This window comes from Streptomyces sp. NPDC048111 (genome assembly GCF_043202815.1).
GTDB lineage: Bacteria > Actinomycetota > Actinomycetes > Streptomycetales > Streptomycetaceae > Streptomyces.
This window is the reverse complement of the sequence record NZ_JBIDBD010000003.1, coordinates 1-24,575: the sequence shown is the minus strand read 5'-3', so window position 1 is coordinate 24,575 and position 24,575 is coordinate 1. Positions and strand designations below refer to the sequence as shown.

Below are 24,575 nucleotides of genomic sequence, written 5' to 3'. Positions count from 1 at the left end.
CCAACGCTCAACCCCGCGGGGGGTGTTCGGCCGACTCGTGACCGAGCCGGCCGGGCACCCCCCGCGCTCCGTGGGGGAAGTGACAGGAGGCGGTGTGCCCCTTCAGCGGATTCGCGGCCACCGGCGCCGGCGTCTCGTGCGCGCACCGCGCCCGCTCCGCGCCGAGCCCCGCGTACGTCGGGCAGCGCCCCCGGAAGCGGCAGCCCGCCGAGCGCCCGGCCGCCTCCGGTGGCTCACCCGGCAGCACCTCGGTGACGCGGGCCCGCTCGGCCACCGGGTCGGGCACCGGCACCGCCGACAGCAGCGCGCGGGTGTAGGGGTGGCGCGGGCCCGCGAAGACGTCGCCCACCGGGCCGCTCTCCACCGTCCGCCCGCCGTACATCACCACCACCCGGTCGGCGATCTGGCGCACCACGGCCAGGTCGTGCGTGACGAACAGGCAGGCGGGGCCCCGTTGTTCGCGCAGCCGCCGCAGCAGATCGAGGACGCCGGCCTGCACCGACACGTCGAGCGCCGACACCGGCTCGTCCAGGAGCAGCAGATCGGGCTCCACGGCCAGCGCGCGGGCCAGGGCGATGCGCTGGCGCTGGCCCCCGGAGAAGCGGTGCGGACGCAGCTCGGCGTCCGCCGCGTCGAGACCGACCCGGCGCAGGAGACCGGGCACCCGCGCCGCGGCGTCCGCGCGCGGAACGCGCTGGGCCAGCAGCGGCTCGGCGATCAGGTCGGCCACCCGCATCCGCGGATCCAGACTGGCCATCGGGTCCTGGACGAGGATCTGTACCGTGCCGCGCAGCCTGCGCACCGCGGCGCGGTCGAGCGCGGCCGTGTCGTACCCGGCCACCTCGATGCGCCCCGCCTCGGGCGCGGCCAGGGCGATGACCTCCATCAGGGTGCTGGTCTTGCCGGACCCGGACTCACCGACCAGCGCGACCGTCTCGCCCCGGCGCACCTCCAGGTCGACCCGCTCCAGCACGAGCCGGGCCGGCTCCGCCCGGCCGCGCCGCCACGGCGCCGAACGGCCGGGCGGCGCAAGGGACTTGGTGAGCGCGTGCACCCGCAGCAGGGGAGCGCCCACCGGGGGAGTGCGGCCCAGCGGCGCCGAGGCGGCGAAGAGATCCGCCGCGCCGCGCTCCGCCGACGCCTCCTGGCGCACGCAGGCGGACAAGTGCCCCTCGGATCCTGCCAGTTCGGGCTCCGCGTCACGGCAGACGTCGGCCGCGAGCGGACAGCGCGGGGCGAACCGGCAGCCCGGCCCGCCCTCGCCCGGCGCGGGCGGCGCGCCCGGCACCGGCGTCAGGGGCACGGCCGCGTCCAGCCGGGGCACCGAACCGAGCAGTCCCCGCGTGTACGGCATGCGCGGCCGGGCGAACAGGTCGTGGACCGGCGCCGTCTCCACGACGCGCCCCGCGTACATGACGGCCACCCGGTCGGCCGCCCCCGCGATCACCCCCAGATCGTGGCTGACCAGGAGCAGCGCCGCGCCCGTGGTGCGCCGGGCCCGGTGCAGGGCGTCCAGGACCTGCGCCTGGACCGTGGCGTCCAGCGCGCTGGTGGGCTCGTCCGCCACGATCACCTCGGGGTCGTTGGCGACCGCCATGGCGATCATGGCCCGCTGCCGCAGCCCGCCGGACAGCTCGTGCGGGTAGCAGCGGGCGACCCGCGCCGGATCGGGGACGCCGACGCCCTCCAGCAGCTCCAGGGCGCGCGAGCGCGCCGACTCCCTTGCCGGGCGCGGGCGTTGGTGGATGCGCAGCGCCTCGCCGATCTGGTCGCCCACGCGCTGCGCGGGGTTGAACGCGGCGAGCGGGTCCTGGAACACCATGGCGATCCGCCGTCCGCGCAGCCGTGCCAGCTCGCGCACCGGCAGGCCCACCAGCTCGGTGCCAAGCAGCCGCACCGAGCCGCTGATCCGGGCGCCCGGGGGCGTGAGGCCGAGCAGGGCGAGCGCCACCGCCGTCTTGCCGGCCCCCGACTCGCCGACCACACCGAGGACTTCACCGCGCCGCAGCGTGAACCCGACGCCGCGCACCACCGGCACCGGTACACCGCGCGCGCTCGCGTACGACACGCGCAGGTCCCGGACGTCGAGCACCACGGGGGCCGTCACCGCCGCGCCCCCGCCCGGTCGGAGCCGAGGTCGAGGACGTCCCGCAGCGCATCGCCCACCAGGTGCACCGCGAGCACGAAGAGCAGCAGCAGACCGGCCGGGTAGCAGAACATCCACGGGCAGGTCAGGGCCACGTCGGTGCCCGAGGCGATGAGCGTGCCGAGTGACACGTCCGGCGGCTGCACCCCGAAGCCGAAGTAGGAGAGACCGGTCTCGCTGATGACGGCGGCGGCCACGGCGACCGTCGCGTCCGTGATCAGGAAGGACGCGAGATGCGGCAGGACGTGCCGCGTGATGATCCGGAACGGGCCGACGCCCATGTGCCGCGCGGCGGCCACGAAAGGCCGCTCCCGCAGCGAGATGGTCATGATCCGCACCGCCCGGGCCGTGATCATCCAGCCCAGGGCGGCGAGCAGCCCCGCGAAGGCGGGCCAGCCGAAGGAGCGCAGCCGGGGCGCGAGGAGCACCAGGAGCAGGAAGCCCGGCACCACCAGCATCAGGTCCACCACGAACATCAGGACCCGGTCCACCCAGCCGCCGAAGTACCCCGCGCAGGTGCCGAACGCGGCCCCCAGCGCCGTGCTCACCAGCGCCACCAGCGCGCCGATCAGCAGCGACTTCTGCAGCCCCCGCACGGTCTGCGCGAACACGTCCTGTCCGATCCGGGTGGTGCCCATCCAGTGCACGGAATCGGGTGCGCTGCGCAGCGCGGTGTAGTCGATGTCGGTGTAGCTCCAGGAGGTCACGGACGGACCCGCGTACGCCAGCAGGAACAGGCCCGCGATCAGCGCGAGGCCGCTGAGCGCCCGCGGCGAGCGCAGCAGCGCGCGGGCGGTCGTCGCGCCGCGCCCGCGGGGCGCCGCCGTTCCCGCGCTCACCGGGCGCGCACCCGTGGATCGAGCAGCGCGTGCAGCACGTCCGCGACGAAGCCCGCGCCCAGCACGGTCACCGCCGCGAACAGGTTCACCGCGACCACCGAGTTGACGTCCCCCTTCTGGGCCGAGTCCATGAACCAGCTGCCCATGCCCGGCCAGCCGAAGATCTGCTCGGTGAACACGGCCCCCGTGAACAGGGTCAGGAAACCGAACGAGAAGAACGTGGTCAGCGGGACCAGCGAGGTGCGCAGGCCGTGCCGCAGCAGCGCCCGGCCGGGGGTGAGCCCCTTGGCCTGCGCGGTGCGCAGATGGTCGGAGCCGAGCACGTCGAGCGTGGCCCCGCGCTGGTAGCGGCTGTAGGAGGCGATGGCGCCGAGCGCCACGGTGGCCGCCGGAAGGGCCAAGTGCACGAGCCTGTCGTTGAGTTGGGTGCCGAGCGAACCCGTGAGCCCGGGGGTGCGCTCCCCGGTGTAGCGGATCACGGTGTGGCCCGCGCTCTGGTTGAACCACAGCGCGCCCTCCTTGAACAGCAGGGCGAGCACGAACGTGGGCACCGACAGCACGAGGAAGGAGAAGGCGGTCAGCGCCCGGTCGGGCAGCCGGTGCCGGCGCACCGCCGCCCACAGCCCCGCGAGCACGCCGAGCCCGGTGCCGACCAGGGTGCCCACGAGCAGCAGCCGCGCGGAGACTCCGACCCGGCGCCCGAACTCCGCGTTCACCGACGCCCCGTCCACGGTCCGCCCGAGGTCCCCGTGCAGCGCCCGCCACGACCAGTGCCCGAACCGCTCGACGACCGGTGTGCGGTCGTCGGTGCCGAGCAGCTTCAGCTCGTGCTCGACGGTGGCGGCCGGCGGGCGCGGCTGACGGTCCTCGAAGTAGGCCCGGGGGCTGAGCGCCGCGGAGGCGATGACGTACGAGAGGAACACCGAGCAGAGCAGCAGCAGGACGCCGTGGGCCAAGTGCCTGGTCAAGCGGCCGGCCAATGTCTCTCCTCGGGCGGGGGCGCGGCCCTGGACGGATGGCCGGCCTGACAGGCTTCGATGTTAAGGTCCGTGCCATAAATCGCAGATCAGTTCGTCTTTATGACGCTACGTCAGGACGGAGGCTGAGGTGGCCCGGTTACGTCGGATGCGGGTGTGGGCGGCACTGGGCGCGGCGGTGACGCTGATGCTCGCGGGATGTACGTCGTCGCCGCAGCGGACGCACTCCCCACGGACGATGGGCGTCCCGGCCTCCGGAACCGAGGACATGGGCCGCGAGCCACCGGCCTCCCTGCGCCAGGGCGGCACCCTGACCCTCGCCACCTCCCAGTGGGTCACCCAGTACAACGTCAATCAGGCCGCCGGGTCGATCGGGGAGGCCGCGGAGATCGACAGCCTGGTCGAGCCGAAACTCTTCCGCCGCGACGCCAAGGGCGTCCCGCACGCCAATCCCGACTATCTGCTGTCCGCCGCCGTCACCGGGACCGCACCGCAGACCGTCACCTACCGCCTCAACCCGCACGCCCGCTGGTCCGACGGAAAGCCGCTCGGCTTCGACGACTTCGCGGCCCAGTGGAAGGCGCTGGGCCGCGGCGACGACCGCTATCTGGTGGCCGACCCCTCCGGCTACGACCAGGTGTCCGAGGTGCGCCGCGGCGCCCGGGCCAACGAGGTGCAGGTCGTCTTCCGCTCCCCGTACGCCGACTGGCAGCGCCTGTTCGACCCCCTCTTCCCGGCGTCCGCCACCAGCACGCCCGAACAGTTCAACAACGGCTGGCGGGCCAGGATCCCCGTCACCGCGGGGCCGTTCACCATCGCGTCCATGGACCGTACGACGCAGTCCGTCACGGCCGTGCCGGATCCCGCCTGGTGGGGCACCAGACCCCGGCTCGACAAGGTGGTCTTCCGCGCCCTGCTCCCCGCCGCCGCCCTGCAGGCCTACCTCAACGGCGAGATCGACGCGGTCAACGCGGCCACCGCCGAGGCCTACCAGCAGCTCAGGTCCGCTCCGGACAGCACCGTGCGGATCGGCTCGGCCTGGGACGAGGTGCACGTCAGCCTCAACGGCGCGGGCGGCCCGCTCGCGGACATCGCGGTACGCCACGCCGTCCAACGGGCCGTCAACAGAAAGGCGTTGGCGGACGTCGCCGCCGAGGGGCTGCCGGTCGGCGTGCCGCTGCTCGGCAACCACATCTACATGACCAACCAGCCGGGCTACGCCGACAACTCCGGCCCGTGGGGCACCTTCGACCCGGCCGAGGCCGCACGGCTCCTCGACCGGGCGGGCTGGACGTCACCCGGTGCGGGCCGGCCGCGCGTCAAGGACGGGCGGCCCCTCAAGCTGCGGTTCGTGATCGCGGAGTCCACCAACCGGCTCGGCCTCGACCTCGCCCAGCTCCTCCAGCAGATGCTCGGGCAGGTGGGTATCGGGGTGGAGATCCAGAAGGTGCCGGCCGACGACTACGGGCCCAAGTACCTCGACGTCGGCAACTTCGACCTGGCGATCTTCCGCTTCACCGACCTCACCTACCCGAGTCAGGCGCAGGCCGTCTACCGGATGCCGCGCGGCAAGCAGAGCTTCCAGAACTACGGCCGCATCTCGGACGCCGCCCTCGACGACCTCCTCCAGCGGGCCTCCGCGACCCTCGACCCGGTCGCCGCCGCCCGGCTCTACAACCAGGCCGACGCGGAGATCTGGCGCCTGGGCCACGACGTCGAGCTCTACCAGCGGCCCCAGATGACGGCCGTCCGCAAGGGGCTCGCCAACTTCGGCGTGCCCGGCCTCGGCGACATCGACTTCGGGACGGTCGGCTGGACGAGCTGACCGGGCCCGGCAACGCGACCGAGGCGGGCCCGGCACACACCTCCGGCCGCCCGCCCGGCACACACCTGCGGCCGCCCGCCCGGCCCCAACGAGGCTGGGCGGGCGGCCGGTTGAGCCTCCCGGTCAGAGGCAGCGCGTCAGGCGCCCTGCCCGGTCAGCCACTCCTCCTCGCCGTGCCGGCTGAGCGCGTCGAAGGCGAGCGCCGCCGAAGCCAGCGTGACGTGGTGGTGCCAGCCCCGGAAGGACCGGCCCTCGAAGTCGCCGAGCCCGAAGTCCTCCTGGAGCCTGCGCAGTCCGTCCGCCGACAGACTGCGCAGCTGTGCCAGCGGGATCGCCTCGGCGAGCCGGCGGGCCGGCAGATTGGTCAGCCAGTAGGCGCGCGGCGCGGGCCGGCCGTACGGCCAGTCCGTGACCAGGTGCCTCGGCCGCTGCCGGTGCGCCGCGTGCGGGCGGCCCTCGGAACACAGCAGCGCCGGCGCCGACAGGAACTGCGAACGCCGCATCCGCTCCGTCGTACGGTCGTGCCAGGCGATCGGCGTGCGCTCGTCACGGCGCGCCACGTGCTCGGCCAGCTCGGTCACCGTGCCCCGCGTGGCCGGCGAGGCGGCGTGCGGACGCGGCAGCGTGACGGCGGTGCTCGGGGACACCTCGATCAGATAGCCGTGCCCGCGCGCCTCCAGGCCCCGCAGCAAGGGCTCCACATCGCTCTCGCAGCGCCAGTCGGCGAGCACCGGCTGCGGTTCGAGGAACCACTCCTCGGTCATCTCGTCCAGGGCCTCCAGGACATAGCTCCAGCGCGGCCGGCAGTGCTCCTCCTCCGGCAGATGGGCCTGACCGCGCAGCCGCTCGTCCCGGTCCCAGCGCTGGGGGAGCAGCAGCCGCCAGTTCACCGGCAGCCCGCCGCCCGTGCCCACCAGTGAAGTGGCGTACGCCAGCTGACAGTTGACGGTGCGCTCCTGGGAGGGCGCGTACTGGCGGGCGACCCCCACCGAGCGGTCACCGTTCTTGGCGAACACCACCTCGTCGACCGCCCACGCCTCGGTGCGGAACACCGCGTCCGCCCGCTCGGCGATGCGGCGCCGGACCGGTCCGGAGTCCCACGGGCTCTGGTGCACGAACTGCTGGAGCTGCTGCACCGCCCGGTGCCCCAGGACGTGCTCGGAGATCCGGGTGGGCGTCTTGCGGCCCGGTACGTCGAGCAGCCCCCGCAGATACACCTCGCCCCAGCGTCTTTGGTCCGACCGCGTCAGCGCGACGAACAGGTCCTGGCAGTAGTCGGCGAAGTCCGCTGTGGCAGGAGCCCTGCGGGCCGCGGAGAGCTGGAGGATGGAAGACACGGTGCCCCCGGGAGTGTCCGAATCGATCGGTGGCGCTGGAGCCCAGCGGACGGAAGAGGTCATTCATGGGCGCACTCGTCGCCGCCTTCGAGCAGGAAGGCATCGGTGGCGAGCAGTGCGTCGGCGACATCGGGAAGCGTGCAGCCCACGATGACGAAGTCGGCGTCGAGCCCGGCCTTGGTGCGCTGGAACAGGAGCTCGTTGATGGCGGGCCGGCACATCTCGGTGACCTGGCACAGGTGGAACTCCACCCGCTGCGGCTGGGCGGCCATCACCTCGCCCAGACCGCGCCGGAACTTCTCCAGCTCGGCCGCGTCGATGATCCCGTCGCAGCGTATGTGCGCGGTGTCGCCGTCGAACTCGGAGCGCATCCGCAGCCGCATCTGCGCCGGCTCCAGCTCGACCCGCACCCGCACCGGCTGGTCCCCCTCGGGCAGCTGGACGGTGAGTTCCTTGTTGTCGAAGCGGTGGTAGGGCACGTCGTCCACCCACACCCGGGTCAGCTCCACCGACCCCGACGGCAGCAGATCGGGCGCCACCCGCAGCACCCGCTCCGGCAGGTCCGACGGGCGCGGCCGGAAGTGCAGGGTCAGCGGATCGTTGCTGATCAGCAGACCGGTGTAGACGGCCGAGAGGTAGCACAGCTCCAGGGCGTGGTAGCCGGCCATCGCGTGGCTGCCCTTGAGCCGCTCGGTGCCGAGCAGATAGGGGATGCCGTTGGCCAGTACGTTGAAGTAGACGCCGCCGTCCTGGTAGTCGAGGAAGAAGGCGTTGTAGAACGAGGCGGCCTCACGGGCGTGCCGCAGGTGCTCGGGGTCGCCCGAGGTGCCGGCCAGGATCAGATAGGCGAGGATCGCCTGCTCCTGCTGCCACCACGCCTTGCGGTCGTGCCACACCATGCGGTGGATGCCGCTGTCCGGGTCGGGGCGCCGCTCCACCACGTCGTACCAGCCGCCGCGCAGCTGGTCGCTGCCCACGGCCGGCATGATCTCGCCGATCCGGTCGGCGGTGGCGGTGTACTCGCCCTTGGCGTGCAGAGCGTTGATGCGCGTCAGGTTCCAGGCGATCTTCAGGTTGTGCCCGACGACCGCCCGGTCCTGCTGCCAGCCCCAGGTGCGGTCCGGACTCCAGTCGGCGTGGAAGCGCTCCTGCACGAACGGGCTCGTCCCCTCGTCGGGGAAGTGCCGCACGATCGTGTCCGCGGTCTCCTCCAGGAGCGCCGCGAAGTCCTCGCGCCCGGTGGCGAGATAGGCGTTGATCAGGTACGCCGGGGCGTGGTCGCCCACCGAGTTCCAGTTCTTGCGCGACCGGTTGCGGCCCAGCGAGTCCGCGTTCGGGTCCAGGGTGATCGGGTCCAGGTGCGAGAAGAACCCGCCCAGGTCGCGGTCGCGGAAGTAGCGCTCGAACAGCGCCACCGTGCCGTCGATGTCGTTGAGGATCCGCGGGTCGCCGGTGATGCGGTACGTCTGGGTGGGGCCCGCCAGCGCGTAGATCTGCTCGTACATCGGGATCGCGTCGAAGTCGTCGCCGAACTCCGAGGCGAACACCTTGCGCCGGCCGGTCCGCGTCACGTCGATGCCGTGGTACCAGTAGATGATCCCGTCCTGCGCGTCGTTGACCCGCATGTGCTCGCGCAGGTACTCGGTACCGCTCTCGGCCGCCTTCAGGAAGCGGTCCTGGCCGGTCAGCAGGTACGCGGTCGCCAGGCCGTACACGAGCCGCGAGATGGTGTCGGTCTCCTGGCGCACGTCCGCGCCGTCGAAGTCGGGCAGATGGGTGCCGCTCAGGGTCAGATGGGTGCGGAAGTTGCGCCAGTCGTACGTGCCGTCGGGGAAGTGCCCGCGCAGATAGAAGTCGGCGACGGCGGCGGCCTGCTGGACCCACCACGCCGGGTGCTCGAAGACGTAGGAACCGCGGCTCTCCTCGGGGAAGGTGATCTCCTTCGCCTCGAAGCGCTCACCGCCCTCCCACTGGTAGGTGATCCCGTACGCGAACAGATAGCGGCCCTCGGCCAGCATGTCCTGGGTGGTGGGGGTGGTGTCGCGGTAGTCGTCGCCGAGGTTGCGCACGATGCGCGAGGAGACATTGCGGGGCAGGTGGACGGTGAATTCCCGGTCGTCGGAGGTGCGCAGACCGAAACGGTGCTGGGTGGGGCTGTAGTACGTGACATAGCCCGCCAGCGTGTCGGAGAACGTACGGCGTTCGGCAGATCCACTCATCGAGAGGTGCCCTTCTCGTCAGGCAGGGCCGCCAGCAGCACGACGCTGCGGCCGTGGGCGTGGAAGGTGTGGTCGTCGATCAGCTCCTCTTGTCCGGCGGGGAGGATGTCGTACGGGCCGGGGCGCGCGGTGTCGAGCACGCGGTGCCAGCGCCGGCCCCGGATCCGGGGCAGCTCGAAGTCCAGGCCCAGGTGGTACATGTTCAGCATCAAGTGGAGATCGGGATCCTGGTTGAAGCCGCCGAGCGTGCAGGCCAGGACCCGGGCGTGGGTGTCCTCCCAGCCGGGCTGCTCCAGTTTGGTGCCGTGCCAGGTGACATCGGGCAGCAGACGGGAGTTGAGGTGCCCGTTGTAGAAACGCGGTTCACGGAACGTGCGGTAGCGCTTGCGCACCTCGATCAGGCGCCGGGTGAAGTTCCAGGTCTCCTGCTCCTTCTCGGCCTGGTCCCAGTCGAGCCACGAGGTCGGGTTGTCCTGGCAGTAGGCGTTGTTGTTGCCTCCCTGGCTGTTGCGGAACTCGTCGCCCGCGAGGAGCATCGGCACGCCCCGGCTGAGCATCAGCACGGAGAGCAGGTTCTTCATCTGGCGCACCCGCAGCCGCTCCACCTCGGGGTCGTCGGTGGGTCCCTCGATGCCGCAGTTCCAGCTGAAGTTCTCCCCGGCGCCGTCGGCATCGGCCTCGCCGTTGGCGTAGTTGTGCTTCTCGTCGTAACTGACGAGGTCGTTGAGGGTGAACCCGTCGTGGCAGGTGATGAAGTTGATGCTGTTGGTGGGCAGTTCGTGCTGCGGTCCGAACAGGTCCTCCGATCCGCTGAGCCGCGCCGCCACGTCTCCCACCAGCCCGGCGTCGCCGCGCACGAAGCGCCGCATGTCGTCACGGAAGGGCCCGTTCCACTGCGCCCAGCGCTTCCCCGGGAAGCGGCCCACCTGGTAGAGCCCACCGCCGTCCCACGGCTCCGCGATGATCTTCGTCTCGGCCAGCACCTGGGACAACTCGATCGCCCACAGCACCGGCGGCACCGCCATCTCGTACCCGAGCGCGCCACGCGACAGCTCGGAGGCGAGATCGAAGCGGAAGCCGTCCACATGGTGCTCGCGCACCCAGTACTCCAGGGACTCCAGGATGAACTTGGTGACCATCGGATGGTTCGCGTTCACCGCGTTGCCGCAGCCCGTGAAGTCCATGTAGTGACTGCGGTCCTGCGGCCACAGGTGGTAGTACGCCTCGTTGGCCTGGCCCCGGAAGCTGATGGTGGGCCCGTACTCGTTGCCCTCGCTGGTGTGGTTGAAGACGACGTCGAGGATCACCTCGATGCCCGCCTTGTGGAACGCCTTGACCATGTCGCGGAACTCCGCGATGTGGCCCGCCAGATGGGGCTCGGAGCAGTATCCGGTGTGCGGGGCGAAGAATCCGTACGGGTCGTAGCCCCAGTAGTTGCGCAGCTCGCTGCCGTCCGGGCCGGTGCGCAGCACCTGCGTCTCGTCGAAGTCGAAGACGGGCAGCAGCTCCACCGCCGTGATCCCCAGCTCCTTGAGGTGCGGGATCTTCTCGATGAGCGCGGAGAACGTGCCCGGGTTCACCACCCGCGAGGTCGGCGACGCCGTCGCGCCGCGCACATGCATCTCGTAGATGACCGTCTCCGACATGGGGGTGCGCAGCGGCTGATCGCCCTCCCAGTCGTAGTCGTCCAGGTCGACGACCAGGCTGCGCATCGAATGCGCCACGTTGTCGTCGAGACCGATGGCCTGGGTGCGCTGCCAGCGGCTGTTGATGTTGGCCCGCGCATAGGGGTCGAGCAGCACCTTGCGGTGGTCGAAGCGCGCCCCCGACCTGCTGGTGTCGTGCGGCCCGTCCATCCGGTACGCGTACACCTGCCCGGCACCGAGCCCCCGCACATGGCAGTGCCAGAAGTGGAAGCTGCGGTGGCGGTCGGGGTGCAGCTGAATGGTCCGCGACGGCTCGGGGTCGTCACAGCGGTCGAACAGCAGCAGGTCCACCCGGGTGGCGTGCTCGGAGAAGACGGAGAAGTTCACCCCGTCGGCGTCGACAGTGGTCCCCAGCGGCTGCGGCCGTCCTGCGGTGATCTGCGGCGCCTCGGTCACGGGTGCCTCCCTGGTCTGATGACTCGACGTCAAACGGATGGTCAAGCAATGGCCCGGTCGGCGACCGGTGCCAGTAACTGGCGGGCGCCGGCCTCACGGGCCGGCTCGTCGGTGCGCAGCCGCGCGAACAGCGGCTCCCAGTCGGCGGGCCCGCTGCCGGGCTCGCTGCGCATCTCGAAGGTGACCCCGCGCGCGGAGGGGCAGTACAGCGCCTGGACGCACGCCTCGGCGACGTCCCGGCGCGAGACGTAACCGTCCCTGCGGTCGCCCTGTTCGAGGGTGATGCGGGAGTCCTCCTCCAGATCGGTGAGCCAGCTCGGCCGCACCACCGTGTAGGGCAGACCCGACATCCGTACCGCGTCCTCACCGGCCAGGCGCCAGTCCAGCATCCGGCCGTACGCGTTCATCGGGTGGTCCCTGCGGGTCACATAGCGCTGGCTCACCAGCACGAACTGCGGCGGTACGGCCCCGCCCCAGGCCGCCGCGAGCGCGTTGCGGACCCCGGTGTGCACGGTGGACTCGGGGCTGTCGGGCCCCGCCGGGTCGGTACCGGGCTCCACGGTGTAGATGATCGCGGAGCAGCCGCGCAGGGGAATGCGCAGCGTCTCCGGCTCGCGTACGTCACCGAGGAAGAACTGGGCCTGCTCGGGCAGCTCCCGGCCGCGCTCGGCGCTGCGGCCGACGACCCGCACCGCCTCACCACGGTCGAGGAGCCGCCGGGTCACCAGCCGGCCGACCCGGCCGGTACCGCCTATCACTGCGATCGGACTGTTCACGGAAGTCTCCTGAAAGAGCATCAGATCGGTCCATCGGTCAGGGAGTTGGGGCCGTGCGGCGGGTCAGACCCACTGCAGGATGTCGTCCGAGCTGGTGAGCTGCGTGCCGGCCGGAAGGCCCGAGACGGCGGGCACCCGAAGCCGCGGATACACGCTCACCCCGGACAGGCGGGTGCCCGGCCACAGATGGGCGCCGTCCCCGACGGCCGAGTGGTCGTCCAGGCGCACGGGACTGTCCCGCTCGGAGTGCACATGGGCCATCGGTCCGACGTAGGAGTCGCTGATCTGCGCGTACGCCCCGACCACGGCGGCGTCGCCCAGCGCGGCCCGGTGCAGCCGCACCCCCTCGTGCACATCGACGCCGTCGCCTATGTCGGTGTACTGGAGGTGGACGCCCGCGCCGATCTCGGCATGCCGGCCGATGCGCACGCCGGGGCCGATGACGACACTGCCCTCGGCGATCTTCTGGGCGAGCGTGGTGCCCGTCGCGTTGTCCTTGGTGCGCAGGCTCGACTCGTGGATCCAGTACCGGGGTTCCTTGCTGAGCGGGCGCTCCATCGCCCGGTTCATCTGCGGATACTCGCCGGTGAGCACCTCACCGAGAGTGGTGAGGTAGTCGCCGATGCTGCCGAGGTCACCGAGCCGTCCGATCGGTTCGACCGCCACCGGCAGGTCGTGCCCGACCAGCCAGGGCAGCAAGTCGGCGCCCCAGTCGAGGCGTTGCTGGGCGAGCCGGATCAACTCCGCGTTGCGGGCCGCCAGTCGCAGTCGCCCGCAGTCGATCAGATACATGCCGGCGCTGGTGGCGATGGTGCGCGCGTGCGGGGTGGCGAGCGCCTCGGGGAAGAGGTGCTCGATGAGCTGGAGCCGGGGCTTCTCGACGAACCCGGAGATCAGCCCCTGGTCGGTGGTGCGCATGACGCCGTACTTGTTGGCGGTCTCCTGCGGGGTGCGGGTGACGGCGGCCACGGTGACCAGGGCGTCGGTCGCGGTGTGGGTGGCGAGCAGCCGGTCGAGCGAGAAGTCGAACAGCGAGTCGACCGGCATGACGAGTGCGGGGCCGGTGAGGTCCCACTGTTCCAGATTGTGCAAAGTGGCCGCGCCCGAACCGACGTTGTACTGGTCGAAGCGGGACCGCGAGTAGTTGATCTCGACGCCGTACCGCTCGCCGTGACCCAGTACGAGTTTGATCTGGCTCCGGTTCTCCATGCCCTGGGCCACCACGTAGAAGCGGCGGATGCCCTGTTCCCGGCAGGCCTCGACGATCCACTCGATGAGCGGCCGGCCGGCGAACGGAATGAGCGCCTTGCTGCGGATGTAGTCGGCGGACTGCAGGGTGATGGGCTTCGCCCGTTCCCCCCGGCCGCCCGCCAGGATGATTCCGGCGGTGCTGTCGTCCCCCATCGTGTCCTGCCTCCTCGGCTGACTCTGCGACTCACCAAATTCAACATAGCCAGTCATCTTGAGTCAAGTAATAAGTAAACCTGGCTGGTTGGAGGCGTGGTGACGGCGTCATGACCCGCTCGGACGATGGGGTTGCCGGGGTGCAAGTGAGGGCTGTGACGGGTGGTGCGAACCCTCGATCGGATCCGGCCGAATGGCGCAGAGGGAGGGGGCTCGGCTGCCGGGGGGCGGGCTGGACGGGTGGGAGGGCTCGGCGGGTAGGGGGCGACGGGCGCGAGCGAGGCTGCTTGTGACGTCTCACGCCTGACGGAGCCTCAAGTGCCGTACTAGTGACGCCTGTTGGTTTACGGCGGCCCCCGCGCCTACCCTGGTAGCCGCCTGAGGGGGAGACGCATGAGCGAACGCATCGAGCGAACCCGGTCCAGCGCCCGTGCAGGTGGCTCCGGCGGGCGGGCGCCCGAGCCCGGCAAGGGGGAACGGCTCGCGGACTGGGCCGACGGACGCCTCGGCCTCCACGCCCTGGCCAGGGCCAACCTGCGCAAGATCTTCCCGGACCACTGGTCGTTCATGTTCGGCGAGATCTGCCTCTACAGCTTCCTCATCCTCATCCTGACCGGCATCTATCTGACCCTGTTCTTCGAGCCGAGCGGCGTCGAAGTGGTCTACCACGGCTCGTACGTGCCGCTGAACGGCGTGCGGATGACGCGGGCCTACGAATCCGCGGTCGACATCAGCCTGGACGTGCGCGGCGGGCTGCTGATCCGGCAGATCCACCACTGGGCGGCGGTGGTGTTCGTAGCCGGACTCCTGGTCCACATGATGCGCGTCTTCTTCACCGGCGCCTTCCGCAAACCGCGCGAGGTCAACTGGCTGTTCGGCTGGACGATCCTGATGCTGGCGCTGGTCACCGGGCTCACCGGCTACTCGCTCCCCGACGACATGCTCTCCGGCACCGGCATCCGCTTCGCCCAGGGCGCGATCCTGTCGATCCCCGTGCTCGGGACGTACCTCTCGTTCTTCCTCTTCGGCGGCGAGTTCCCCGGCCACGACATCATTTCGCGGCTCTATCCGGTCCACGTCCTGCTGCTGCCGGGCATCATCCTCGGTCTCGTCGTCGCCCATCTGATCCTGGTCTTCCACCACAAGCACACCCAGTTCGCGGGGCCCGGCAGAACCGAGAAGAACGTGGTGGGAGCGCCGTTCCTGCCCGTCTACGTGGCCAAGGCGGGCGGCTTCTTCTTCCTGGTGTTCGGGGTCCTGGCGGTGATGGGCGCGGTCGCCACCATCAACCCGCTGTGGGCGATCGGCCCCTACCGCCCCGACCTGGTGTCCACCGGCGCGCAGCCGGACTTCTACCTGGGCTTCTCCGAGGGCCTGATCCGCGTCATGCCCGGCTGGGAGATCAACGCATGGGGCCACACCCTCCAACTCGGCGTGTTCATCCCCTTCATGCTCTTCCCCCTGATCATGCTGGCCATCGCGGTGTATCCGTTCGTGGAGGCGTGGATCAGCGGCGACCGGCGCGAACACCACATCGCCGACCGCCCGCGCAACGCGCCCGTCCGCACCGGCCTCGGCGTCGCCTGGCTGACGCTGTACGGGGTCCTGCTGATCGGAGGGGGCAACGACCTGTGGGCCACGCACTTCCAGGTGTCGATCAACGCGATCACCTGGTTCGTGCGCGTCGGCGTCTTCGTGCTGCCCGTCCTGGCATTCGTCGTAACCAGGCGGTTCTGCATGGGACTTCAGCGCCGCGACCGCGACAAGGCCCTGCATGGCCGCGAGTCGGGCATCGTGAAACGACTCCCGCACGGCGAGTACGTAGAACTCCACAACCCGCTCACGCAGGCCGAGTTGTACACCCTCACCGCGCACGAACAGCCCACCCCGTACGAGTTGGGCCCCACGGTCGATGCCAACGGCGTACGCCGCAGAGTGCGCCCCTCCGAACGCCTACGAGCCCGCCTGTCCCGAGCCATGTACGGCCCCGGGAGCCAGATCCCGAAGCCGACGACTGAGGAGTACGCGCAGCTGAACCGGGGGGAGGGCGGGCACTCCTGAGGCGGGGGCCCGCTTGAGGCGAGGGCCACTTGCGGCGGGGCGCCCTTGGGGTGGGGGGCCCTTAGGTGGTGCCCCTTGAGGCTGGGTGCATCCTGAGGTGGGGCCCGCCCCTCACGTGGGGCACTCCTGCGGCGGGGCAGGTGAGGTGGGGGCCTGGGCTGGGTCGGGGCGCGGCCGCTGCCCGGGGGCGGAGGCGGGGCGCCCCTGACACGGGGCCCTTGGGGCGGGGGCCCTGAGGGGGGTGCGAGCCCAGGTCGGGGTGCCTTCATCGCCCGGGGGTGGCCATCGGCCGACGCGGCCATCCACGAGTGCGGCGGTCCGCAGGTGTGGCGGTCGACGGATGCGGCCGCCCGCCGGCGCGCTCACCCGCGCGGGCGGCTACCCGCCGTACGCCAGCGGGTCGGCGAGGACTCTCCTTGCGACCCGGGCCGCGGCTCCCCGCGCCGCGTCCCCGGCGAGCGAGGACGCGCGGAGCCGGCCGCTGCCGGCATCCCACAGCCCCGACACCGCCCGGCGGGCCAGCTCGCGGTCGGCGGCCGGTGCGAGCCAGGGCATCAGGGCCCGGTAGATCCCGCCCAGGACGACCGCCTCCGGGTCGAAGAGGTTGACCGCGCCGGACAGGGCGACACCCAGGGTGCGGCCCGCCTCGGCGAGCGTGCCGAGAGCGCTCTCATCGCCCGCGTCCGCCCGGCGCGCGAGTTCTGCGACGCCGGGCACCCCCGCGTTCTCGTCGAGTCCGGCCCCCCGCAACAGCGCCAACTGGCCCGCGTACTGCTCCAGGCAACCCTGCGAGCCGCAGCGGCAGGCGGGACCGCCGGGGTCCACCACGGTGTGCCCGATCTCTCCGGCGAAGCCGTGTGCGCCACGCAGCAGTTCCCCGCCGACCACCAGCGCCCCGCCTACGCCGATCTCCCCGGTCAGGTACAAGAAGTGGTCCACGCGCCCCTCCGGCGCCCCGAACCACAACTCCGCGAGGGCCGCCAGATTGGCCTCGTTGTCCGAACTGACCGGCAATTGGGGCGAGTTGGGGCGCAGCGAGTGCAGGGCCGCGCCGAACATGGCCTCCGCCTCGACCTGGCTCCAGCCCAGGTTCGGCGCCTGCCGGACCGAGCCCCGCGAGACGAGTCCGGGCAGCGCCAGCTCCGTCCCCACCGGATGCAGCCCCTGCTCGGCCGCCGAGTCCAGGGCCCGCCCGGCGATCCGGGCAGCCCGCTCCAGGACGTCCGCCGGCGGCTCGCCCCGGTTGTCCAGGTGCTCCGTCAGGCGTACGCGATCGGTGCCGGCCAGGTCCACGACGCATACGGAGACGTAGTCGACGTTGACCTCGACCCCGGCTCCGGCGGGCCCGGTGCGGGCCGGGGTCAGCATGGTGCCGGGCCGCCCGGCCTGCCCGCTGAACGACTTGCCCGATTCGGTGAGGAAGCCCCCGCGAATGAGCTGGTCGGCGAGCGAGGACACGGCGGCCCTGGTCAGACCGGTGCGGGCGGCGGCCCCGGCACGGCTGAGAGCGCTCTCGTCGTGCACCGCCCGCAGAACCAGACTGAGGTTGTGCCGCCGCACGGTGTCCTTGTCCGCCTTGGGCGCGAGTGGGGTGGCGCGGCTGCGCGGCGCCGGCTGGTCGTCGTCCATATCGCCCATGAGCCTAATCCCCGGGGGGAGCGGGGGCGCGGGGGTATGGGGTGCGCTGGGGTGAGCGCGTTCGCGTGAGGCTGCCGGGGGAGGGGGTGGGGTCGGCGGGGTGGTTGAGAGCGCTCCCCGTGGGTTCCGGGGAGGGCGGCAGTCGGGACGCCGTAGCGTCGAGAGCGCTCTCAACGGCTGGCGCGGGAGCCGGGTGTCCCGGCGCCCGGCGCGTTGGGAGCGCTCTCGGCGGATCGCGAAGGCGACGGGTGCCCGGGTGGTCGGCATGTCGGGAGCGCTCTCTGTCGTGGCGGGACCGCTGAGGCGGCGGGCGTCCGGGTGTTCGGTGCATTGGGAGCGCTCTCTGCGAGGCGAGGCGAGGCGAGGCAAGGCGAGCGGGACGCGACGGGGCGGGGCGAGGCGGGGCCGGCCCGGTCGGCCGGGCCGCGCCCAGAAAGGGTGCCGCACGGCAAGGCGCCGGCACGGCGGGGCGAGTCTGCGTCGCCCGGTGCATGTAGCGGCCACCTGGGCAAAAGCGGAGCGATTCCTTACCGGCCCGTTAAGCACCCTTGCCCTCCCCTTTCTTTCTCCCCGATCGCGCTCCGGACATTTGCGAGCCCCGCACCAGAAATGGCGGCCCGCGCCAATTCCCTTGTATTGGCGAAAGGTTGACCGCTTCGGTGGAGAGTGGCCGGTGACCTGTCAGTATGGTCGGCCGCATGCCCCCACGTACTCCGGCGCTGCCGGTCCTTCCCTACCGCAAGCCCAAACTCGGCCGCGACTATTGGGTGGTGGACGATGTGCTGCCCGACATTGACGACGTGAGGGCGCGTTGTATTGCCAAGGACGACTGGGTCGAGGGATATCCGCACAAGCCCGAATCCTGGCCCGGACTGCGGACGATGCCCGGCCTCACCCCCGCCGAACTCGGGCGCGTCGAGCGTCTGGTGAAGCAGCACACCGGAGCCAAGGAGCTGTGGCAGGCCACCGCGCCGGGCGGCGCGACCCTCAACCACAACTGCGTCCAGGTCGTGGGCGCCGGTGAGAGCGAACCCCGCCCGCACACCGACTCGCGGGCCCTGTGCCGGTACGCGGCCGTGCTCTACCTCAACCCGAAGGCGCCCAAGGACTGCGGCACCAGTTTCTACCGGCAGAGCCTGCCCGGCGGGATGCTCGGCGGCAACATGGTCACCGCGCCGCACAACAACCTCGTGGAGGCGCTCGGCACGCGCTTCGTGCCGCCGGACTCCTTCGCCGAGGACGTGCGGGTCGCGCACCGCTACAACCGGCTGCTGCTCTACACCGCCAACACCATGCACAGCGCCACCGGATACTGCGGCAGCACCCTCGACGACAAGCGCATGACCGCGGTCTTCTTCTGGATGGCGTGAGCCGATCCGGCGGCAGGGCGCCACGCCCGTCCGCACGCCGAGGCCGGCAGCGGGTTGCAAGTTGCGGGTTGGGGGTTGCGGGTTGGGGTTGAGGGTGACGGTGCGCCGCCCGTGTGGGGGTTGAGTGTGGGTTGAGAGCGCGACCAGGGGTTCCTGTTCGTTTCGCGTACCGCGGAGCGTCACAGTGACGACATGGGGTCTTTCGCGGGCCTTGCTGTTCTTGATACACCCCTCTCGCCACCCTGTTCCCTCACCCCTGCAGAGGCCCCCACTCATGGCTGAACTCAACCGGCGCCGGTTCATGCAACTCGCGGGCGGCACCGCCGCCTTCGCCGCGCTCTCACAGAGCATCGCGCGGGCCGCCGCCATTCCGGCGGCGGGCACCACCGGTACCCTCCAGGACGTCGAGCACATCGTCGTCCTGATGCAGGAGAATCGTTCGTTCGATCACTACTTCGGTTCCCTCAAGGGAGTGCGGGGCTTCGGAGACCCGCGGCCGGTCACCCTGCCCAGCGGCAAGTCGGTGTTCCACCAGGTCGGCGCCGGCAAGGAAGTGCTGCCCTTCCGGCCCAAGGCGGACAAGCTGGGCCTCCAGTTCATCCAGGACCTGAACCACGACTGGTCCGGCAGTCACAAGGCCTTCAACAACGGCAAGTACGACCAGTGGATCCCCGCGAAGACGTCCACCACGATGGCGTATCTGACCCGCGAGGACATTCCGTTCCACTACGCGCTCGCCGATTCCTTCACCATCTGCGACGCCTATCACTGCTCGTTCATCGGCTCCACCGACCCCAACCGCTACTACATGTGGACGGGTTACACGGGCAACGACAACACCGGTGGCGGCCCGGTCCTCGGCAACGACGAGAAGGGGTACGGCTGGACCACCTACCCCGAGCGCCTGGAGGCGGCGGGCGTCTCCTGGAAGATCTACCAGGACACGGGCGACGGTCTGAACGCGGCCGGCGGCTGGGGCTGGATCAACGACGCCTACCGCGGCAACTACGGCGACAACTCCCTGCTGTACTTCAACAGTTACCGCAACGCCCAGCCCGGCGACCCCCTGTACGAGAAGGCGCGCACCGGTACCAACGCCAAGAACGGCGACGGCTTCTTCGACATCCTGAAGGCGGACGTCAAGGCGGGCACGCTCCCCAAGGTCTCCTGGATCGCCGCCCCCGAGGCCTTCACCGAGCACCCCAACTGGCCCGCGAACTACGGTGCTTGGTACATCTCACAGGTGCTGGACGCGCTCACCTCCAACCCGGCGGTGTGGGCCAAGACCGCGCTGTTCATCACGTACGACGAGAACGACGGCTTCTTCGACCACGTGGTCCCGCCGTATGTGCCGGCCAACGCCAACCAGGGTCTGTCCACCGTGGCGACCGCGCCCGACTACTTCCCGGGCAACGCGAGTTACGCGGCCGGTCCCTACGGGCTCGGGCAGCGCGTGCCGATGCTGGTCGTCTCGCCGTGGAGCACCGGCGGCTACACCTGCTCCGAAACGTTCGACCACACCTCGATCATCCGGTTCATGGAGCGCCGCTTCGGCGTGCACGAGCCCAACATCTCGCCCTGGCGGCGCGCGATCTGCGGCGACCTGACCTCGGCGTTCGACTTCAGCCGCAGCAGCGCCACGGCGCCCGCACTGCCGTCGACGGCCGCGTACGTCCCGCCGGACCACAACCGCCACGCCGACTTCGTCCCGGTGCCGCCCGCGACGGGCACCCTGCCCAAGCAGGAGCGCGGCTCCCGTCCGACCCGGCCGCTGCGCTACGCGCCGTTCGTGGACGGCGCGGCCAACGTGAGCACCGGCAAGTTCACGCTCACCTTCGGCGGAGGGGCCTCGGCCGGAGCCCAGTTCCTCGTCACGTCCGCCAACCGTACGGACGGCCCCTGGACCTACACCACCGAGGCGGGCAAGACGATCGCCGACACCTGGAACACCGCGTACTCCAGCGGCGTCACCAAGCTCAGCGTGTTCGGGCCCAACGGCTTCCTGCGCACGTTCCAGAACCCCGGCAAGACGGCGGGGCCCGAGGTCACCGCCCGCCACAACGCGGGCACCGGCCGCCTCGACCTGACGATGACGAACGCGGGCGGCGCCACCGTCCATCTGAAGGTCGCGAGCGCGGCGGCCTACGGGGGAGCGACCCAGACCTTCACGGTGGCCGCCGGAGCCACGGTCAAGTTCAGCGTCGACACCCGGGCCGGGAAGAGCTGGTACGACGTGTCGGTGACCTCCGACGCGGACACCACCTTCCTGCGCCGCTTCGCCGGACACATCGAGACGGGCGCGACGGGCGTGAGCGACCCGGCGCTGCTCACCGTCTGAGCCACACCCCTGCCGGCGCCCGGCGCACGGACGTGTCCGCACACGCCGAGGGGCCCCCGTCCACACCCGGGCGGGGGCCCCTCGCCGTGCGTCACATCACGCCTCGTCGGCTCCGCCGAAGCGCTCCCGGTACGTCTCCAGGTCCTCGTCCGTGATCTTCGCGAAGAGGACGGGGGGCACCGTGAAAGCGGTTCCAGCGGGGACCGCGTCCAGCGCGCGGGCCTGCTCGGCAGTGATCCAGGTGGCCGTGTCGCCGGTGAGCGCGAACGCCGAGCGCATCGCCTGCGCCGAGGACGGAATGAACGGCTCGGACACCACCGAGTAGAGGTGGATCAGGTTCATCGCCGTACGCAGCGTCAGCGCGGCGGCCTCCGGGTCGGTCTTGATCTCCAGCCAGGGGGCCTTCTCCTCCAGGTAGGAGTTGCCGGCCGACCACAGCGCCCGCAGGGACGCCGCCGCCTTGCGGAACTGGAGCGCTTCCATGTGGCCCTCGTACTCGGCGAGCAGGCCGGCGATCTCCTCGCCCAGCTTGGTCTCGGCGGGTCCGGCCGCGGAGCCCGCCGGGACGTCGTCGCCGAAGCGCTTGCGCGAGAACGACAGGACGCGGTTCACGAAGTTGCCCAGCGTGTCCGCGAGGTCCTTGTTGACCGTGGCGGTGAAGTGCTCCCAGGTGAACGACGTGTCGTCGGACTCCGGGGCGTTCGCCATCATGAAGTAGCGCCAGTAGTCGGCGGGCAGGATCTCCAGCGCGTCGTGCGTGAAGACGCCACGGCGCTGCGAGGTGGAGAACTTGCCGCCGTAGTAGTTCAGCCAGTTGAAGGCCTTGACGTAGTCGACCTTCTTCCACGGCTCGCGCACACCCAGCTCGGTCGCGGGGAACATCACCGTGTGGAACGGGACGTTGTCCTTGCCCATGAACTGCGTGTACCGGACGTCGGCCGCGCCCTCGGGCTCGTACCACCACGACTTCCAGTCGCGGTTCGCCGGGTCCAGGTCGGCCCACTCCTTCGTCGCGCCGATGTACTCGACCGGCGCGTCGAACCAGACGTAGAAGACCTTGCCCTCGGCTGCGAGCTCCGGCCAGGTGTCCGCCGGGACCGGTACGCCCCACTCCAGGTCACGCGTGATCGCGCGATCGTGCAGGCCCTCGGTCAGCCACTTGCGGGCGATCGAGGAGGCGAGCTGCGGCCACTCGCCGCCGACCCGGTCGATCCACTCCTCGACCTCGCCCTGGAGCTTGGACTGGAGCAGGAAGAGGTGCCGGGTCTCCCGGACCTCCAGGTCGCTGCTGCCGCTGATCGCTGAACGCGCTTCCAGCAGGTCGGTCGGGTCCAGGACGCGGGTGCAGTTCTCGCACTGGTCGCCGCGCGCCTTGTCGTAGCCGCAGTGCGGGCAGGTGCCGACGATGTAGCGGTCCGGCAGGAAGCGGCCGTCGGCGACCGAGAAGACCTGGCGGATCGCCCGCTCCTCGATGAACCCGTTCTCCTTCAGCTTCCGGGCGAAGTGCTGCGTGATCTCCACGTTCTGCTGCGACGAGCTGCGGCCGAAGTAGTCGAAGGCCAGGTGGAAGCCGTCGTAGATCGCCTTCTGGGTGTCGTGCGCCTGCGCGCAGAACTCGGCGACGGAAAGGCCCGCCTCCTTCGCCGCGAGCTCGGCGGGCGTGCCGTGCTCGTCGGTGGCGCAGATGTAGAGGACGTCGTGGCCGCGCTGGCGCAGATAGCGGGAGTACACGTCCGCGGGAAGCATCGACCCGACCATGTTGCCCAGGTGCTTGATCCCGTTGATGTACGGCAGCGCGCTGGTGATCAGGTGTCGAGACATCCTCGGATGCTCCTTATGTTCGTACGTGCGGCACCGCGGCGCGGCCGCGGCGAACCCAGGTAGGGAGGCCCACCCGGAGGGACACGTCAGCCGACACCCCCGCCCGATGGGCATGGGCCATGCTATCGAACCGACCGCGCCCTTCTCGCCGGAGATACGGGCGTCCGGCACCGCCCGCCGCGGGACGCCCGGCCCGCTCCGTCACGCCGCCCCCGCCGCCGCCTCCCGCCCCGCGCCGGCCGGGAGGCCTCCGCGGGGCGGGAGCGGGGTGCCGGAGCGGGTCTGAGAGCGCTTTCACTGCTCGGTGCGGCCCGCGTAGTACGTCGCGATCATGTCCTCGTCGCCGTGGCCTGCCGCCTCGGCGCGGGCGAACCGGTCTGCCGACGCCTGCGTCAAGTCAAGGCGTACGCCTGCCTGTTGGGCCGCATCCAGGATGAGCCGGCTGTCCTTGAGTGCGGTGGACACCGCGAAGCTGGGCGTGAGGTCACCGGTGAGCAGGGCCGCGGCCTTGGCGTGCAGATAGGCGGTGTCGAGGGGTCCGCCCGCGACCGCGTCCAGGAACAGGCGCGGATCCACGTGGAGCGCTTCCGCGAGGCCAATGCACTCGGCCACGGCGCCCACCAGGTTGATCACCCAGGTATTGGCGACCAGCTTCAGCCGGGAGGCCGCGCCCGGCTCGTGGCTGACCCAGACGGACCGCTGCCCGATCGCGTCGAGGACCGGCGCCAGGGACTCTCGCCCCTCGGGCGGCCCGGAGACGAACACGGTCAGCTTGCCCTGCTCGGCGGGCTCCCGCGTGCCCAGAACGGGCGCGTCGTAGTACGTCACTCCCAACTCGGCCGCCCGTGACGCCAGTTCGAGTGTCGCCTCCTCGCCGATGGTGGAGGTCTGGAGCCAGAGCGCACCCGGGGTGAGGCCCGCGGAGGCCGCCTGGAACGCAGCGGCCACGGCGGCGCCGTCGTTGAGCGCGGTGAGCACGACATCCGCCCCGCGCACCGCCTCGGCGGCCTCCGCGCACACCCGCGCCCCGTCACCGGCCAGTACCTGCGCCTTGGCTCGGGTCCGGTTCCAGACCCGCACGGAGAGCCCGGGCCGCAACAGGCTGCGCGCCATCCCGGACCCCATGATCCCGGTGCCGAGAACGGCGACGCTGGGGCTGCTCGAAGCTGAGGACACGATGAACTCCTTCATGCGGCGGCGGCCCCGGTCGATCGCGCGCTCCCCTCGACGTGCGAGGAGCCCGCGCCGTCTCCGGGTGCCGTACGGTGCTGATCACGTGTCCCCGAGTCTCGTACGGGTGGCCTGTCGGGCGGGGGATCGGGGCGGGGGCGGGGTCGAGGGTGAGGGCGGGGGCCTGGCCGGCCGCGTGGAGAGCGCTCTCAGGCCGGGAGCGGGCGCGGGCGCACCACCCGCCGCTCGCAGTTGAGAGCGCTCCCAGGCCGCTCCCCGGCTGCACCCCCGGAACGACCGCGGCGCCCCGGTGGTGGGGGTGTGCGGGCGCACCGACCACCCCGGGGCCCCCCCCCGCCCCCCCGGGGGGGCGAGAACGCGCGCGAAAGCCCACCCCGGGGCCAGCCGCCCCAGGACGTCCTCGGGGGCCGCCCACTCATGGCTGAGCGCCACCGCGAGGGCCGCGCCGACCAGCAGCGACTCCCAGAACCGCAGCTCACAGCCGGCCGGGGCGAGCAGATGCTGGGCGGTGAAGTCGGTGGGCTCCTCGCG

15 protein-coding genes are annotated in these 24,575 nt (G+C 71.3%); 4 read left to right on the top strand and 11 right to left on the bottom strand.

Features of this window, described 5'->3' with window-relative positions; all coding sequences use genetic code 11:
• Positions 1-7 precede the first annotated feature (7 nt).
• Genes ACGF3I_RS07860 through ACGF3I_RS07850 form a run of 3 tightly spaced genes read right to left on the bottom strand, consistent with a single transcriptional unit; the run spans position 8 to position 3,953 of the window.
• On the bottom strand, positions 8-2,107 hold the full coding sequence (locus ACGF3I_RS07860) for a dipeptide ABC transporter ATP-binding protein (protein ID WP_393129749.1): 2,100 nt from the start codon (positions 2,105-2,107) through the stop codon (positions 8-10).
• Positions 2,104-2,985, bottom strand: a complete 882-nt coding sequence (locus ACGF3I_RS07855) for an ABC transporter permease (protein WP_393129748.1) — start codon at positions 2,983-2,985, stop codon at positions 2,104-2,106. The genes ACGF3I_RS07860 and ACGF3I_RS07855 overlap by 4 nt, the downstream gene beginning before the upstream one ends.
• Positions 2,982-3,953 carry an ABC transporter permease gene (locus ACGF3I_RS07850; RefSeq protein WP_393129747.1) on the bottom strand — a complete coding sequence of 324 codons (972 nt, stop codon included), beginning with the start codon at positions 3,951-3,953 and terminating at the stop codon, positions 2,982-2,984. Before ACGF3I_RS07850 ends, ACGF3I_RS07855 begins: the two co-directional genes overlap by 4 nt.
• 139 nt (positions 3,954-4,092) lie before the next feature.
• On the opposite strand from ACGF3I_RS07850, the gene ACGF3I_RS07845 reads away from it, so the two are divergent.
• The gene (locus ACGF3I_RS07845; RefSeq protein WP_393129746.1) at positions 4,093-5,787 is read left to right on the top strand and encodes an ABC transporter family substrate-binding protein; all 1,695 of its coding nucleotides are present in this window, start codon (positions 4,093-4,095) and stop codon (positions 5,785-5,787) included.
• Between the two features lie 137 nt (positions 5,788-5,924).
• Here ACGF3I_RS07845 and ACGF3I_RS07840 read toward each other — a convergent pair whose 3' ends face one another.
• The 5 genes from ACGF3I_RS07840 to ACGF3I_RS07820 form a co-directional block, all read right to left on the bottom strand.
• Positions 5,925-7,124, bottom strand: a complete 1,200-nt coding sequence (locus tag ACGF3I_RS07840; RefSeq protein ID WP_393129745.1) for an IS701 family transposase — start codon at positions 7,122-7,124, stop codon at positions 5,925-5,927.
• A gap of 59 nt (positions 7,125-7,183) precedes the next feature.
• Positions 7,184-9,343 (bottom strand): AGE family epimerase/isomerase, encoded by a 2,160-nt coding sequence (locus ACGF3I_RS07835; protein ID WP_393129744.1) that lies wholly within the window; start codon positions 9,341-9,343, stop codon positions 7,184-7,186.
• Positions 9,340-11,445, bottom strand: coding sequence for a glycogen debranching protein GlgX (gene glgX / locus ACGF3I_RS07830; RefSeq protein ID WP_393129743.1), 2,106 nt, complete (start codon positions 11,443-11,445; stop codon positions 9,340-9,342). The genes ACGF3I_RS07835 and glgX overlap by 4 nt, the downstream gene beginning before the upstream one ends.
• 41 nt (positions 11,446-11,486) lie before the next feature.
• Entirely contained in the window at positions 11,487-12,221 is a 735-nt protein-coding gene (locus tag ACGF3I_RS07825; RefSeq protein WP_393129742.1) for an SDR family oxidoreductase, read from the bottom strand.
• Between the two features lie 63 nt (positions 12,222-12,284).
• Positions 12,285-13,625, bottom strand: coding sequence for a sugar phosphate nucleotidyltransferase (locus ACGF3I_RS07820; RefSeq protein ID WP_393129741.1), 1,341 nt, complete (start codon positions 13,623-13,625; stop codon positions 12,285-12,287).
• Between the two features lie 393 nt (positions 13,626-14,018).
• Between ACGF3I_RS07820 and ACGF3I_RS07815 the strand changes: the two genes are divergently transcribed.
• Positions 14,019-15,686, top strand: a complete 1,668-nt coding sequence (locus ACGF3I_RS07815; RefSeq protein WP_393129740.1) for a cytochrome bc complex cytochrome b subunit — start codon at positions 14,019-14,021, stop codon at positions 15,684-15,686.
• A 378-nt stretch (positions 15,687-16,064) separates the two neighbouring features.
• Here ACGF3I_RS07815 and ACGF3I_RS07810 read toward each other — a convergent pair whose 3' ends face one another.
• Positions 16,065-17,324 carry an ROK family protein gene (locus ACGF3I_RS07810; protein ID WP_393129739.1) on the bottom strand — a complete coding sequence of 420 codons (1,260 nt, stop codon included), beginning with the start codon at positions 17,322-17,324 and terminating at the stop codon, positions 16,065-16,067.
• A 698-nt stretch (positions 17,325-18,022) separates the two neighbouring features.
• Between ACGF3I_RS07810 and ACGF3I_RS07805 the strand changes: the two genes are divergently transcribed.
• Positions 18,023-18,694 (top strand): DUF6445 family protein, encoded by a 672-nt coding sequence (locus tag ACGF3I_RS07805; protein WP_393129738.1) that lies wholly within the window; start codon positions 18,023-18,025, stop codon positions 18,692-18,694.
• A gap of 274 nt (positions 18,695-18,968) precedes the next feature.
• Positions 18,969-21,032, top strand: a complete 2,064-nt coding sequence (locus ACGF3I_RS07800; protein ID WP_393129737.1) for a phosphocholine-specific phospholipase C — start codon at positions 18,969-18,971, stop codon at positions 21,030-21,032.
• A gap of 96 nt (positions 21,033-21,128) precedes the next feature.
• Here the strand turns inward: ACGF3I_RS07800 and metG are convergent, their stop codons facing one another.
• Together metG and ACGF3I_RS07790 are read right to left on the bottom strand one after the other, a co-directional pair.
• Complete coding sequence (gene metG, locus ACGF3I_RS07795) at positions 21,129-22,853, bottom strand: methionine--tRNA ligase (protein ID WP_393129736.1); 1,725 nt, start codon at positions 22,851-22,853, stop codon at positions 21,129-21,131.
• Positions 22,854-23,147: 294 nt separating this feature from the next.
• Entirely contained in the window at positions 23,148-24,029 is an 882-nt protein-coding gene (locus ACGF3I_RS07790; RefSeq protein ID WP_393129735.1) for an NAD(P)-dependent oxidoreductase, read from the bottom strand.
• Positions 24,030-24,575: the final 546 nt, after the last annotated feature.